The organism is Micromonospora sp. NPDC050686 (genome assembly GCF_040654475.1).
Taxonomy (GTDB): Bacteria; Actinomycetota; Actinomycetes; order Mycobacteriales; family Micromonosporaceae; genus Micromonospora.
The window spans coordinates 98,049-111,956 of sequence record NZ_JBFAID010000010.1; the positions used below are offsets into that span (position 1 = coordinate 98,049).

The following is a 13,908-nucleotide window of genomic DNA, read 5'->3' on the forward strand; positions in this document are numbered from 1 at the left end:
TGCGCCGGTGACCCGATCGGCCGACGGCACGGCTGCCCGCACCGGGATCATGCAGATGGCGTGCTCGGCGCCGGCCGACCGGAACGCCGCGCCCACCGCCACCGGCCCCGGTGCTTGCGGAGGAACGTCCGGACGAAGAGAACCTGGAGCGCGCCCTCGACCAGGATGATGGCGGCGGCGTCGAGCGCGGAGAGAAGACCTCCGCCGGTGAGGCCCCTGCTGACCGCGCCGAATGCCGTCACGGCTCCGAACATCAGGACGGGTAGGCCGTACACCGCGAAGGCGCCGAGGGCGACGGTGCTGCCGGCCACGACGGCGACCGCATAGATACGTACCGCTTTCCGTTCCCGCGCGGGCAACGCCTGCGACGGATCCGGCCCGGCGGCGACCTTGCCCGGCGCCACCGCGTGACCGACCCGTCGCAGCAGGTACCGCGCGTAGGTCAGGCCGTCCTGGAACAGATTCCGGCAGCGGAGCAGATCCAGCAGGACGAAGTACAGGTCCGTACGCATGTAGACCCGGAACTGGCCCGCCATCGACCCGATCATGACGACGGCGAGCGCGCCGAGCAGTCCGTCCGCCAGCGGCGGCAGTTGTGCGTGGGCCACGAGCAGGATCGTGGTGCAGACCACCGCGGTGTCCAGCAGCATCCCGCTGAGATACACCCGGTAGCGCGACCGTCGGGGCACGGTCCAGATCGCGGTCACGTCGGTCTGCAGCACCAGATGGTGCAGGCGGGTGCCGAAACCGATCCTGGCCGGGGCGCCCAGTGAGCGGGCGGCCACCAGATGGCTGATCTCGTGCGCGGTCGCCGCGATCGAGAACATCACGGTGTTGACCAGGACGGCCAACCCCACGTAGTCGGTCCAGTAGAAGTCCCGGAAGGTGGGAATGCGGTCGGGGTCGGCCACCACGGTGGCGACGGTCGCCGCGACGAGCCCGGCGTAGGCGAGCTTCGCGGGGAGCCCGTACAGCCACTGCACGTGCCGGGAACGGAGCCAGGGCAGGTGATTGGCGACCGGCTCGTGCGGATCCGGCACCGGTACGTGGTCAACTTCGGCGACGAACCCCTCCTGGACGAGGTCCTCGACCAGTTCGGTGAGGTCGATGCGGACGCCGTGCCGGTCGGCGAGCAGGTCCTCCGCGGCACCGACCGGCATCCCCGAACTCAGCAGGTTGATCGCCTCGAGGCCGAGTTCGGGTAGCTCGATGAAGACGCCGACCTCCGGGCGGCCGACGACGACCTCGTCGGGATCGTCGTCGGAAACGCGCGTACGAAGTGCGTGGAAGCGGACGACACTGTGCAGGCCCACCGCCGCGGCGCCCGGGTCCGCCGTCTCCGGGGGAGGTGCCGCGGGGCCCGTCGTCGCTCGCAGTTCAGTCATCGCCGGCGTCCCCACCGCACGCCGGACACTCAGGGTCACGTGGCACGTCGATGTAGTAGTGGTGGTCCCAGTTCGCGAAGTTGTGGTGGAAGGCCCGCCCGCGAGCCTGCTGGGGCATGCCGGTGAGGCGGTAGATGACGTCGAGGGCACACAGGTGGCCGCTCACGTTGGCGCTGGCCGCGATCACCGCGTTCGGGCGGCGCTCGGTCAACCAGGTCACGTCGCGGTTGATGTCCCGCTTGCCCTCCTGCCGCCGCAGGCACACGTAGCAGCCGGTCTCGTACGGCACGAACGACCGCACGACCGCCATCGGGCCGGTGTAGAACGACACGTACCAGGGGGTACGGGTCTGTAGAGCCGCCTCGTTGGTCCACTCCTCGATCAGGTTCTCCGGCCGGTCGGCGCAGAGCACGAAGACGTCACATCCGGTCATCAGCCGGACGACGTCCTCGGTGGAGCCGACCTTGCACTCCTCCCCGGTGACGAGCACGTTCGAGTTGAGCGCACGCAGCCGTTCCACCGCCGTGGCCACCTTGCTGCGGCCCACGTCCGCCTCGGTGTACAGCAGCTGCCGGGTGAGGTTGCCCTCCTCGACAGTGTCGAAGTCGACACAGTGCAGTCGTCCGACACCACTGGCCGCCAGGCCCGTCGCCACGGCAGATCCGGTACCGCCGAGGCCGAGAAGACCCACTTTGGCGTTCTTCAACCGGCGCTGCGGTTCGTATGGCGACTGCCGGGGCGCCGTGTCGATCCAGGCGAAGAAGTTTCGAGCCGAGTCGTAGCGGTGGAGTTCCCGGGGGGACAGTTCGTCAGGCAGGGGAGCGGCGCAGTCCTCGACGAATCCCTGGTCGATCAGCTGTTCGATGACCTGCTGGACGCTTTCCGGGTCCAGGCCGGAATGAGTTTCGGTGAGATCCCGATATATCTGGTCGAAGGTCCGCGAGCCGTCCATCAGGGTCAGCAGGCGGGCCACCGTGCCGTCTTCGTCGTCCTCGATTTCGGAGGCGACGCCATATTGCATGAGGCCGATGATTATTCTGTTTTCGGGCAGGGTGAACGGAGCGTGGACGCTCTTGATTTTTGGTTTGAGCATATGCATCGACTTGTCCCCCGTAAATTGAAGCGATGCCAAAAGGAGGCACTGTCCGCCCCTCGGGTGGAGTGGGCGGACAGCGCCATACCAGCCGGGTTAGCCGTCCTTGCGGTCCGCGGTCGTCTCGATCTTCTCGAGCTTGCGGATGCGCAGGCTCATCTTCTTCTCGGTGTCCTTCGTCTGCATGACGATCCTCCCGTGGAATAATTCCGGACTTTGTCCGGCACCTGGGATCGAGTTTTGTCACCGGAATGCAGTATGTCAATACCTCGCGCAGAGTCTTTGATAATGGCTGCGTTTCGGTTAATTCTGCGCATGGAAAATGGTGGAGTGGCGCAGTCAAGGGTGATGGTTTCGCCCCCGCGCCGCCGGCCACCGCCGACGTTCTCCATCGAAGCGGATCTTAGGCGGGCCGGCGGCACGGCACAGGCCCGTGCCGTAGGGCACGGCAATCGACCCCGCGCGAAGTGACTCAGGTCACAGCAGTGGAGTTGAGCGGAATAGGCTCAACTCTGGTTGTGTCCTTCCTAGTGGACACGCCGATCCGGGGGAGCCCATGAACACGGAACGCCTCACCACCAAGAGCCGCGAGACCATCACCGGCGCCGTCGCGCTGGCGAACCAGCGCGGCCACGCCACCGCGGAGCCCTGGCACCTGCTGCTCGCCCTGCTCGACACCGAGGGTTCGACCGCCGCCGGCCTGCTGCGCGCCGTCGGGGCCGACCCCGCCGAGCTGCGCCGGGTCGCCCAGCGCTCGGTCGACGCCCTGCCCGCCGCGCGCGGCTCCAGCATCGCCGAGCCCACGCTGGCCCGCGAGTTCGTCAACGCCATCGGCGCCGCCGAGCAGATCGCCCGGCCGCTGGGCGACGAGTACACCTCGACCGAGCACCTGCTCGCCGGCCTGGCCCGGGTGGGCGGTGCGGTCTCCGTCGCGCTCAAGAACGCCGGCGCCACCGAGGAGAACCTGGTCGCCGCCTTCCCGACCGTGCGCGGTGGGGACCGCCGGGTCACCACCGCCGACCCGGAGCAGACCTACCAGGCACTCGCCAAGTACGGCGTCGACCTGACCGCCAGCGCCCGCGACGGCAAGATCGACCCGGTGATCGGCCGGGACTCGGAGATCCGCCGGGTGATCCAGGTGCTGTCCCGGCGTACCAAGAACAACCCGGTGCTGATCGGCGAGCCCGGCGTCGGCAAGACCGCGATCGTCGAGGGGCTGGCCCAGCGGATCGTGGCCGGCGACGTGCCCGAGTCGCTGCGGGACAAGAAGCTCGTCTCGCTGGACCTCGGCGCGATGGTGGCCGGCGCGCAGTACCGTGGCCAGTTCGAGGAGCGGCTGAAGTCCGTGCTGGAGGAGATCAAGAACTCCAACGGCCAGGTCATCACCTTCCTCGACGAGCTGCACACCGTCGTCGGCGCCGGCAAGGGCGAGGGCTCGATGGACGCCGGCAACATGCTCAAGCCGATGCTGGCCCGTGGCGAGCTGCGGATGGTCGGCGCCACCACGCTGGACGAGTACCGCGAGCACATCGAGAAGGACCCGGCGCTGGAGCGTCGCTTCCAGCCGGTGCTGGTCGGCGAGCCGACCATCGAGGACACCATCGGCATCCTGCGCGGCCTCAAGGAGCGCTACGAGGTGCACCACGGCGTACGCATCACCGACGCCGCCCTGGTCGCCGCCGCCGCCCTCTCCGACCGCTACATCACCGACCGGTTCCTGCCGGACAAGGCGATCGACCTGGTCGACGAGTCCGCGTCCCGGCTCCGGATGGAGATCGACTCCCGCCCGGTCGAGGTGGACGAGATCGAGCGGGCGGTGCGCCGGCTCGAAATCGAGGAGATGGCGCTGGCCAAGGAGCCGGACGCCGCCTCCGCCGAGCGCCTGGAGCGGCTGCGCAAGGAGTTGGCCGACAAGCGCGAGCAGCTCACCGCGCTCTCCGAGCGCTGGCAACTGGAGAAGAGCCACATCACCAAGCTCTCCACCGCCAAGGAGGAGCTGGAACGGCTCGGTGGCGAGGCCGAGCGGGCCGAGCGCGACGGTGAGCTGGAGCGCGCCGCCGAGCTGCGGTACGGCCGGATCCCCGCGCTGAAGAACGAGCTGACCCGGGCCGAGGAGGAGCTGGCCCGGCTCCAGGCCGACGGCGCGATGCTCAAGGAGGAGGTCGGCGCGGACGACATCGCCGCCGTGGTCGCCTCCTGGACCGGCATCCCCGCCGGCCGGCTGCTGGAGGGCGAGACCGCCAAACTGCTCCGGATGGAGGAGTCGCTGGGCGCTCGGGTGGTCGGCCAGGCCGAGGCGGTCGGCGCGGTCTCCGACGCGGTCCGCCGCGCCCGGGCCGGCGTCGCCGACCCGGACCGCCCGACCGGCAGCTTCCTCTTCCTCGGCCCGACCGGTGTCGGCAAGACCGAGCTGGCCAAGGCGCTCGCCGAGTTCCTCTTCGACGACGAGCGGGCCATGGTCCGCATCGACATGAGCGAGTACGGCGAGAAGCACTCCGTCGCCCGCCTGGTCGGTGCCCCGCCCGGCTACGTCGGCTACGAGGAGGGCGGCCAGCTCACCGAGGCGGTGCGCCGCCGGCCGTACTCGGTGATCCTGCTGGACGAGGTGGAGAAGGCCCACCCGGACGTCTTCGACCTCCTGCTCCAGGTGCTCGACGACGGCCGGCTCACCGACGGCCAGGGCCGCACGGTGGACTTCCGCAACGCGATCCTGATCCTCACCTCCAACCTCGGGTCGTCGGTGATCAGCGACCTGACGCTGGCCGAGGAGCAGCGTCGCGAGGGCGTCCTCGCGGTGGTCCGGTCGCACTTCAAGCCGGAGTTCCTCAACCGCCTCGACGACATCGTGGTCTTCGCCGCCCTCCAGGGTGGCGACCTGCGGGCCATCGTGGACATCCAGCTGATGCGGTTGCGCCGCCGGCTGGCCGACCGCCGGCTTGGCCTGGAGATCACCGAACCGGCCCGAAAGTGGCTGGCCGAGCACGGCTACGACCCGATCTACGGGGCCCGGCCGCTGCGCCGGCTGGTGCAGTCCGCCATCGGCGACCAGCTCGCCAAGGCGCTGCTGGCCGGGCAGGTCCGCGACGGCGACACCGTGCAGGTCGACCTCGCCGACACCAAGGACACCCTCACCGTCAAGTGAAAAGGCGGGGCCCCCGCTTAACGCATCTTGTATAGGCGGGGGCCCCTCCTGACACCTCCGGAGGGGTGAGGGTGCGGCCGGCGGGGAAGGATGAGGGCATGTTGGGGATGGGCGGAAAGGACCGGGAACTCGAAGCGGCCGTGCGGGAACTGGCCGACGCCGACACGCTGGCGTTCGGCGGGGTGGGTTTCGCCGGGCAGGTGCTGCCGGTGACCGAGGCGTACCAGCGCGTCGAGGCGGCGCTGGCCGAGCATCCGGAGGCGGCCGGCAAGAAGGTCCGCTGGCTGCTCAAGCACGGCTCGCCGGCCGGCCGGGCGTACGCGGCGACGCTGCTCGAACGGGTCGACCCGGCCGCCGGCCGGGAGGCGTGGACGCGGCTGCGCGACGACCGGGGCGAGTTCACCACCTTCAATGGCTGCCTGATGGACAAGGCCACCCTCGGCGAGTACGCCGCCGAACGCCTCGCCGCCGGCTGATCCGCCCGGGCGGACCGGGGACTGCGCAGGGTGGCCGCCAGGCCGTACCTTTCCCGGCATGACGACCCCCGCCGAGGCGCCGGTACGGCCACCCCGTCCCACCGCCGTCACCGTCGCGTTCTGGTTGCAGATCGCCCTGGTGGCCCTCCTGCTCCTGCTGCTCGGCCTGCTGGTGTGGCAGGCCGTCGACTGGAACGCCCACATCGACCGGGTGGCCGGGATGGTGCCCGACGCCGACCCGGCCGACGTGGCCGACGAGCGCGCCGGCAACGTCGTCATGTCGCTCGTGTTGGGGGTGCCGCTGGTCCTCCTGGCGATCGCCATCCTGATCACCGCCATCGGGGTCGGCCTTGGCAGCAACGCAGCGCGGATCGGGGCCTTCGTCATCGCCGGCATCCAGGCGCTGGTCGTGGTCGGGCCGGTCTGCGGTAGCGGCCTGCTGATCCCGTTCGCCATCTTGGCCGGCGATCCGGAGGAACTGTCCGAACCGGACGGGTACGCCGACTCGGGTGGGTCGAAGTTCTTGGACACGCTCTACCGCGACGACCAGCCCCTGGCCTCGGACGTCGCCGCCCCGGCCGCCGCCGTGGTGCTGCTGATCGCTTTCGCCCTCACCGTCGCGGTGGTGGTGCTGCTGGCCTCGTCGACCGCCCGCCGCTGGTTCGTGCCGGCACCGGCGGCCGGACCCGGCCTCGCCGGCCACCCGGGACCGGCGGGCTTCATGCTGCCGCCCGGCTACATGATCTGCCCCGATCCCCGGGCGCACGGGGTCCCGCCGCACCCCGGTTGGGGTGGCTGGCCGGCGGCCGGTCCGGAGGGCGGCGGGACGACGGCTCCGGCGGCCGGTCCGGGTGGCTGGCCGGCGGCCGGTGGCACGACGCCGTTCCCGGCGGGTCCGGGCCTGCCGGCCACCGGGGCCGGCCACGACATCGCCCCGCAGGCGCCGCCGGCTCCGGGCGACGGCCCCCCACGCGCCGACCCGCCCGCGACCGGGGAGAACCAGTACAACTGACCCCCGGCGACCGGACGGCGGTCATCCCGCTCACCAGAGCCGACCGTCGTCCGGCCGCCGCCGGCCAGGTCCGTGCCCCGCCGCCGGGCTGGTCGGTGTCCGGCGTCCCCGGGCCGGTCGGCAGCCGCCGGGGCCACCTGGGGGTGGGTGCCGGGTCACTGTTCGGTCACTCAGTAGTCGGCCGAGTGTCCGCAGGTGCGCGCGGTTGTTACCGTCTGCGCCGACGCAACTGGGGAGGGGCGGCGCGATGGATGGTGGGTTGGCGTACCTGGTGACGGCGCTGGGGTGCCTGGTCGGGGTGGCGGGAGTGGTGATCGCCGTCGTCGCGCTGCGCAAGGGCCGGTCCGGTACCCGCCCGAAGGCGCCCGGTGACCCGTTCCGGGACACCGACGCCGACGCGCTGCGCGGGGACCCGCGCCGGCTCAAGCCCGGCGACATCGTGGAGATCCGCGGCGTGTCGTACGCGGTGCGCGGCTCGATCCACCTGGTCGAGGGGGCGTGGAGCTGGGCCGAGCACCTGCTGGACGACGCCGGCGGCGCGAAGCGGTGGCTCTCCGTCGAGGAGGACCCGGACCTGGAACTGGTGCTGTGGACCGCCGAGCCGGGCGCCACCATCGCGCCGGGCGCCCCCACCATCGACTTCGACGGCCGCCGGTACGCCTGGGAGGAGTCCGGCCAGGCCCGCTACTCGGCGACCGGCACCACCGGCCTCGACCCGAGCGGCACGGTCCGCTACCACGACTACCGGGCGCAGGGCGGCGCCCGGCTCGCCTTCGAGGCGTACGGGGAGGCGGGCTGGGAGGTGGGCCGGGGCGAGCAGGTGCACCGCCCCGAGGTGATGATCTATCCGCAGGCCGGTGCCGGCGAGGTGAAGTGAGGGTGCTGGTCAGCCTCGACGTCCCGTACGTCGACACCAGCGCCGCCGAGCTGAGCCTGGCCCTCGGCGGTCCGGAACGACCGGCGTTGCACGTCCGCGAGGTGGCGCTGCCCGACGGCGCACGCCTGCGGCTGCGCCTGCTGGGCGCCTCCCACCAGGTCGTCTACGGCGACCTGACGGAGACCGTGGCCTGCCTGCCCGGCCGGCGGCCCGCGCTGCCCGAGACGCTGCACGACGAGACGGCCGGTTACCGGTTCACCGCGACGGTGCTCCGGCCGGCCGGCGACGGGCTGCGTACCCGGGTCGCCGCCCTCCGCGCCGAACTGGCCGACGACCCGTACGCCCTGGTCGGGCTCTTCCCCGGCGATCCGGACGCGGTGACCGCGCTGGCCGTGCGCCCCGACCCGCCCGCCGGCCGGGTGGCGTGGCGCACCTGGCACGCGTACCCGCGAACCAACGAACTGGTGGTGACGGAAACGGTGGTGACCTCATGAGTTACCGGCGCTGGTTCGTGGTGGGGGTGGCGTTCGCCGTCGTCGGCGCGCTGGTCGCCGCCTTCGCGATCTTCTACGGCAACTTCTCGCCCCGCGGCTACGTGCAGGACCACTACGCCCGGGCCGCCGCGCGGGACATCGGCGGTGACGCGGTCGCGTACACCTCGGACCAGTCGCCGAGCCAGGTGGCGAAGCAGGTGACCGATGCCTGGCAGCCGGCCGACCAGTACGTCGACGGCAGCGGCGTCTACCTGCGCTACGACGACGACTCCGTGGTCATCCTGCCGATCGCCGCCGGCTCGCTGATCCTGCTCGAAAGCATGCGGACCGCGTACCCCCGCTACCACTCCACCGTGGGCGGCCACTGGGGCTGGGGCAGGGGCAGCACCGTCCGGGGCGGCGGCCCCGGCGTCGGCAAGTAGCCCTCCGAACCCCTCATCCTGGAGCCTCCTGTGCAGCATCTCGTCACCGATCTGCTGGTTACGCTCGCCTACGGCGTGGTCGGCGTCGTCCTGATGGCCGTCGGCTACGTCCTGGTCGACGTGGCCACCCCCGGCCGGCTCCACGAGCTGATCTGGGTGCGGCGCAACCGCAACGCGGCGCTGCTGCTCGCCTCGAACCTGGCGGGCGTCGGGATCATCGTGGTGGCCGCGATCGTCGCCAGCGCGGACGACTTCGTCCTCGGCCTGGTCGGTTCCGCCGCGTACGGCCTGCTCGGGCTGCTGATCATGGCGGGGGCGTTCGTGCTGCTGGACGCGGCGACCCCGGGCCGGCTGGGCGAGTTGCTGGTCGACCCGGAGCCGCACCCGGCGGTCTGGATCTCGGCGGTCGTCCACCTGGCCACCGGCGCGATCATCGCCGCCGCGATCAGCTGATGACCGCGGCGAAGCGGTCGAGTTCGGCGAGAACCGGGGCGAGTAAACCGGCGAACAAGACGCCGGTCTGGAAGCAGGCGCTGCTCTGGGTCGGCCTGCTCGGCGCGGTGGCCGCCTGCACCCTCGGCTCGCTCTTCGGCAGCGACTCCGACACCGCCGTGCCGGCGCCCGCCGCCGACGAGCGCGCCGGGACCGTGCCGCTGCTCGTCCGCGCCGCCGACAGCCAGGGCATCTGCTACGGCTGGCGGCTGGGCGAGGGCTACGGCGTCGAACCGGTCGACGTCGGCTCCAACCTCGGCGCCGGGGTGGCGGTGGCACAGAACCCGACCTGCCCGCGCTGGCTGCAGGTCGAGGCGCAGATCCACTACACCTCGGCGAGCAGCGAGAGCGAGGACTCCGCCGCCGTCCGGGTCACCGGTTCGCCGGACGTCTCCGCCGCGAGCCTGTCCGGCGTCCGGCAGGGCCTGGAGCGGCTCGGGCTGACCGAGGACGTCTTCGTCGACGACCCGGGCTGGGCGGTCACCCGGGCCGCGGTGATGCTGCCGCTGCTGGCCGCCGAGGCGGGGCTGGCCGACCCGGCCCCGACGCCGAGCGCCGCCGCCAGCGCACCGCCGCTGCCCGCCGCCGGCAACGACTTCCTCCGGGACCGCTGGGGCTGGCTGCTCGCCGCGTTCGGCCTGCTGCTGGTCACCGCGCTGCTGCTCACCGTCGGGGTGGTGCAGCGCCGCCGGACGACTGCTCCGGGTCGGGGCGCGGCGCCAGACGCGCCGAGCCGGAGTGGTCGCAAGCTTCGGGGGGCCGCACCCGGGCAGCGCGCCGGGGCGGGGACGGCGGGGCCGCGTACCCGGGGACCGGCGTGACCACCGATGCGCCGCCGCGGTGGCGGCTGGCCCGGGCCGCGGTGCTGCTCGCGGTCTTCGTCTGCGCGGCCTGCGGTCTGGTGTACGAGCTGGCGCTGGTCGCCCTGGGCAGCTACCTGATCGGCGACACGGTCGGCCAGGCGTCGATCGTGCTCGGCGTGATGGTCTTCGCGATGGGCGTCGGCGCGCTCGCCGCCAAGCCGTTGCAGGGCCGCGCGGCTGCGGCGTTCGCCGCGATCGAGCTGCTGCTGGCCCTGCTCGGCGGGCTCTCCGTGCTCGGCCTGTACGCCGCGTTCGCCTGGCTGGACCTCTACGGGCCGGCGCTGGTCGGCACGGCGTTCGTGCTCGGCCTGCTGATCGGCGCGGAGATCCCGCTGCTGATGGTGCTGCTGCAACGCATCCGGGAGCAGTCCGCCGGCAGCGCGGTGGCCGACCTGTTCGCCGCCGACTACGTCGGCGCGCTGCTCGGCGGGCTGGCCTTCCCGTTCCTGCTGATCCCGGTCTTCGGCCAGCTCAAGGGCGCGCTGGTGGTGGGCGCAGTGAACGCGGTGGCCGGGCTCGCGCTGGTCTGCACGGTGTTCCGGCGGGAGCTGAGCCGCCGGTCAAGCGTCGCGCTGGGCGCCGGCGCCGTCGTGGTCGCCCTCGGCCTCGGGTACGCCTGGATCACCGCGGCCGACTTCGAGGTGACCGCCCGGCAGCAGCTCTACCGCGACCCGGTGGTGCACGCCGAGCGCAGCCGCTACCAGGAGATCGTGCTGACCCGTTCGGTGCGCGAGGTCGGCCACGCGCAGACCGACCTGCGGCTGTTCCTCAACGGCGACCTCCAGTTCAGCTCCGTCGACGAGTACCGCTACCACGAGGCGCTGGTGCACCCGGCGATGCGCGGGCCGCACGGCGAGGTGCTGGTGCTCGGCGCGGGCGACGGGCTGGCGGTGCGGGAGATCCTGAAGTACCCGGACGTGCGCCGGGTGACGGTGGTCGACCTCGACCCGGCGGTGGTGCGGCTGGCCCGCAGCGTGCCGCAGCTGCGGGCGCTCAACGGGGACTCGTTCGCCGACCCCCGGGTGCGGGTGCTCAACCTGGACGCGTTCGGCTGGCTGCGTACCGCGGCGGAACGCTTCGACGTGGTGGTGGCCGACCTGCCCGACCCGGACGAGACGGCCACCGCCAAGCTCTACACGGTCGAGTTCTACGGGCTGGCCCGCTCGGTGCTCGCCCCCGGCGGCCGGCTGGTGGTGCAGTCCGGGTCGCCGTACTTCGCGCCCCGGTCGTACTGGTCGATCGAGCGCTCGGTCCGCGAGGCCGGGTTCGGCACCACCCCGTACCACGTGGATGTGCCGAGCTTCGGCGACTGGGGTTTCCTGCTCGCCGCGCCCGGGCCCGCCCCGCCCGCGCTGGCGCTGCCCGACGACGCGCCCCGGCTGCGCTTCCTCACCCCGGACGTGCTGGCCGCGGCGGCCACCTTCCCCGCCGACCGGGCCCGGATCGACGTACCCGCCTCGACGCTGCTGCGGCCGAGGGTGCTGGAGTACGCGCGCGCCGAGTGGCGCGGCTACTAGGGTTCGGGCATGTTCCCGTCCCGCCGGCCGCCCCGCCCGGAGCCCGGGTGGCTGCGCCGGCGGGTCCCGACCCGGGTGGTCGACGGGGCCGCGTACCTCCAGGCGTTCGTGCTCTCCGGGGTGGTCACCGTGCTGGCCGTCCGGGCGTACCTGCAGGCCGCCGGCTGGCCGCAGCTCGGCGGTGGCGGGCTGCACATCGCGCACGTGCTCTGGGGCGGGCTGCTGATGGCCGTCGGGCTGGGGATCGCGCTGGTCTTCCTCGGCGGCGGGCCGCGCACCGCCGGGGCGATCGTCGGCGGGATCGGCTTCGGCCTCTTCATCGACGAGGTGGGCAAGTTCGTCACCGCCCGGACCGACTACTTCTACGCCCCCGCCGCCGGCATAATCTACGCGGCGTTCGCCCTGCTCGTGGTGCTCACCCAGGCGGTCCGCGGGCGGACCCGGCTGACCCCCGACGAGCGGATCGCCAACGCGCTCGACCTGACCCTGTCCGGCGTGCCGGGCGGGCTCACCGACCGGCGGCGGATCGCCGTGCTCCGCCTCGTGCAGGGGGCCGGCCCGACCGTCGAGGCGGCGATGGTGCAGCTGCTCGACGCGGTGCCCCGGCGGGAGCCGCCACCGGTGCGGTTCTGGCGGCGCTGGGCCGACCGGTTCGGCCGGTTGGTCGTCTGGCTGACCGAGCGCCGCTGGCTGGTCTGGCCGGTGGTGGTCTATCTGCTGGTCGAGCCGGTGGTGACGGTCGTCGCGGTGGTGCTGGACGTGGCCACCGGCGAGCTGGACCGGGAACGCGAATGGGGCGCGGTGATCGGAGTCCTGACCGCCGCGCTGATCACCGCGGTGCTCAGCGTGCGCGGCGCGGTGCGGCTGCGCCGGGACCGCGTCGGCGCGTTCCGGCTGTTCAAGCTGGCCCTCCTGGTCGACCTGCTGTTCGGGCAGGTCTTCAACTTCACCGTCAACCAGTTCGGCGCGGTCGTCAACCTGGCGGTGGACCTGTTCCTGCTCGGCGTGGTGACCGCCGAGCACCGCCGGCTGAGCCGCGAACTCCCGGCCGAACCGCGCTGAAACCACCCACCCGGCCCGGCGGGTCCCGACCTGCTGTCGTGCTCCCGTGGCCCCTTGTCGATACGGTGTGGGCGCGATCTAGGGAAGGAGAATCGTGGTCGAATCCCCAAGCACACCACCGGCCCGGGTGCGGCCGTCCGTCGTGACGATTTCCAGTTACCTGCTGATGGCGGTGGCCGCCATCCAGCTGATCAATCTGATCATCACCCTCGCCACCGCAGGCAAGGTCCGCGACGCGCTGGAGGACGTCTACTCCGGCACCACGCAGGAGGGCGCGGAGGCGGTCGGCACCATCGCCTTCGCCGCCAGCGTGGGCGGCGCCGTGCTGGTGCTGTTGCTGGCGATCGGACTGGTCGTGCTGGCGGTGCTCAACAACCGCGGCCGCAACGGCGCCCGGATCACCACCTGGGTGCTCGGCGGCATCATGATCTGCTGCACCGGCGGCGGCCTGCTCAGTTCCGCGAGCGGCGGGTTCGTCAACTCCGGCAACACGAACAACGGCAGCCAGCCCAGCCCGGAGGAGGTCCAGCGCCGGCTCGACGAGGCGTTGCCCTCCTGGCTCACCCCGGTCACCACCCTGCTCGGCGTGCTCGCCCTGCTCTGCCTGGTGGGCGCGCTGATCCTGCTGGCCCTGCCGCAGGCCAACGAGTTCTTCCGCAAGCCGCAGCAGGCCTGGGAGCCGCCGACGCCGGGCTACCCCGGGTATCCGTCGACGCCGGGTTACCCGCAGTCCGGCCAGCCCGGCTACCCGCCGGCTTCCGGCCAGCCCGGCTACCCGCAGTCCGGCCAGCCCGGCTACCCGCAGTCCGGCCAGCCCGGCTACCCGCCGGCCCCCGGCCAGGCGCCGTACCCAGGGCAGCCGCCGTACCCGGGGCAGGGTCAGCCCGGCTACCCGCAGGGCGAACCCGGCTACCCACAGCCCGGCTACCCGCAGCCCGGTCACCCGGGCCAGCCCCAGGGCCACGAGCAGTGGCAGCCGCCGGTCCCGCCGTCCTCCGGCCCGCCGGCGGACCAGCCCGGCCCGGGACAGCCGCCGACCGACGACCCGAACCGGCCCAGCGGAAGTTGACCCG

13 protein-coding genes are annotated in these 13,908 nt (G+C 72.5%); 11 read left to right on the forward strand and 2 right to left on the reverse strand.

Annotation, left to right across the window (positions count from 1 at the left end):
- Positions 1-47: 47 nt before the first annotated feature.
- Together AB0H57_RS10685 and AB0H57_RS10690 are read right to left on the reverse strand one after the other, a co-directional pair.
- A complete protein-coding gene (locus AB0H57_RS10685; protein ID WP_357504878.1) occupies positions 48-1,385 on the reverse strand; it encodes a hypothetical protein in 1,338 nt (445 codons plus the stop codon).
- Positions 1,378-2,517 carry a ThiF family adenylyltransferase gene (locus AB0H57_RS10690; protein WP_357504880.1) on the reverse strand — a complete coding sequence of 380 codons (1,140 nt, stop codon included), beginning with the start codon at positions 2,515-2,517 and terminating at the stop codon, positions 1,378-1,380. Before AB0H57_RS10690 ends, AB0H57_RS10685 begins: the two co-directional genes overlap by 8 nt.
- Before the next feature lie 517 nt (positions 2,518-3,034).
- Between AB0H57_RS10690 and clpB the strand changes: the two genes are divergently transcribed.
- From clpB to AB0H57_RS10745, 11 genes are all read left to right on the forward strand, one after another.
- Positions 3,035-5,620, forward strand: a complete 2,586-nt coding sequence (clpB, locus tag AB0H57_RS10695; protein ID WP_357504882.1) for an ATP-dependent chaperone ClpB — start codon at positions 3,035-3,037, stop codon at positions 5,618-5,620.
- 98 nt (positions 5,621-5,718) lie between these two features.
- On the forward strand, positions 5,719-6,096 hold the full coding sequence (locus AB0H57_RS10700) for a hypothetical protein (RefSeq protein WP_357504884.1): 378 nt from the start codon (positions 5,719-5,721) through the stop codon (positions 6,094-6,096).
- Positions 6,097-6,154: 58 nt separating this feature from the next.
- The gene (locus tag AB0H57_RS10705) at positions 6,155-7,108 is read left to right on the forward strand and encodes a hypothetical protein (protein WP_357504886.1); all 954 of its coding nucleotides are present in this window, start codon (positions 6,155-6,157) and stop codon (positions 7,106-7,108) included.
- A 247-nt stretch (positions 7,109-7,355) separates the two neighbouring features.
- Entirely contained in the window at positions 7,356-7,985 is a 630-nt protein-coding gene (locus AB0H57_RS10710) for a DUF4178 domain-containing protein (RefSeq protein WP_357504888.1), read from the forward strand.
- A gap of 2 nt (positions 7,986-7,987) precedes the next feature.
- Positions 7,988-8,479 carry a DUF2617 family protein gene (locus tag AB0H57_RS10715; RefSeq protein ID WP_357504890.1) on the forward strand — a complete coding sequence of 164 codons (492 nt, stop codon included), beginning with the start codon at positions 7,988-7,990 and terminating at the stop codon, positions 8,477-8,479.
- Positions 8,476-8,901 (forward strand): DUF4247 domain-containing protein, encoded by a 426-nt coding sequence (locus tag AB0H57_RS10720; RefSeq protein WP_357504892.1) that lies wholly within the window; start codon positions 8,476-8,478, stop codon positions 8,899-8,901. Before AB0H57_RS10715 ends, AB0H57_RS10720 begins: the two co-directional genes overlap by 4 nt.
- 30 nt (positions 8,902-8,931) lie before the next feature.
- On the forward strand, positions 8,932-9,354 hold the full coding sequence (locus AB0H57_RS10725; RefSeq protein WP_357504894.1) for a DUF350 domain-containing protein: 423 nt from the start codon (positions 8,932-8,934) through the stop codon (positions 9,352-9,354).
- Positions 9,354-10,214, forward strand: coding sequence for a hypothetical protein (locus AB0H57_RS10730; protein ID WP_357504896.1), 861 nt, complete (start codon positions 9,354-9,356; stop codon positions 10,212-10,214). Before AB0H57_RS10725 ends, AB0H57_RS10730 begins: the two co-directional genes overlap by 1 nt.
- On the forward strand, positions 10,211-11,773 hold the full coding sequence (locus tag AB0H57_RS10735) for a polyamine aminopropyltransferase (protein WP_357504898.1): 1,563 nt from the start codon (positions 10,211-10,213) through the stop codon (positions 11,771-11,773). The genes AB0H57_RS10730 and AB0H57_RS10735 overlap by 4 nt, the downstream gene beginning before the upstream one ends.
- Positions 11,774-11,782: 9 nt before the next feature.
- Positions 11,783-12,835: a hypothetical protein gene (locus tag AB0H57_RS10740; RefSeq protein WP_357504900.1), complete on the forward strand. Its 1,053-nt coding sequence runs from the start codon at positions 11,783-11,785 to the stop codon at positions 12,833-12,835.
- A gap of 94 nt (positions 12,836-12,929) precedes the next feature.
- On the forward strand, positions 12,930-13,904 hold the full coding sequence (locus tag AB0H57_RS10745; protein WP_357504902.1) for a hypothetical protein: 975 nt from the start codon (positions 12,930-12,932) through the stop codon (positions 13,902-13,904).
- Positions 13,905-13,908 lie beyond the last annotated feature (4 nt).

Bases quoted from the DNA above. Each gene is read 5' to 3' on its own strand.
- AB0H57_RS10740 (WP_357504900.1), top strand. From the start codon at position 11,783: ATGTTCCCGTCCCGCCGGCCGCCCCGCCCGGAGCCCGGGTGGCTGCGC.
- AB0H57_RS10730 (WP_357504896.1), top strand. From the start codon at position 9,354: ATGACCGCGGCGAAGCGGTCGAGTTCGGCGAGAACCGGGGCGAGTAAA.
- AB0H57_RS10685 (WP_357504878.1), bottom strand. From the start codon at position 1,385: ATGACTGAACTGCGAGCGACGACGGGCCCCGCGGCACCTCCCCCGGAG.
- AB0H57_RS10700 (WP_357504884.1), top strand. From the start codon at position 5,719: ATGTTGGGGATGGGCGGAAAGGACCGGGAACTCGAAGCGGCCGTGCGG.
- AB0H57_RS10705 (WP_357504886.1), top strand. From the start codon at position 6,155: ATGACGACCCCCGCCGAGGCGCCGGTACGGCCACCCCGTCCCACCGCC.
- clpB (WP_357504882.1), top strand. From the start codon at position 3,035: ATGAACACGGAACGCCTCACCACCAAGAGCCGCGAGACCATCACCGGC.
- AB0H57_RS10710 (WP_357504888.1), top strand. From the start codon at position 7,356: ATGGATGGTGGGTTGGCGTACCTGGTGACGGCGCTGGGGTGCCTGGTC.
- AB0H57_RS10720 (WP_357504892.1), top strand. From the start codon at position 8,476: ATGAGTTACCGGCGCTGGTTCGTGGTGGGGGTGGCGTTCGCCGTCGTC.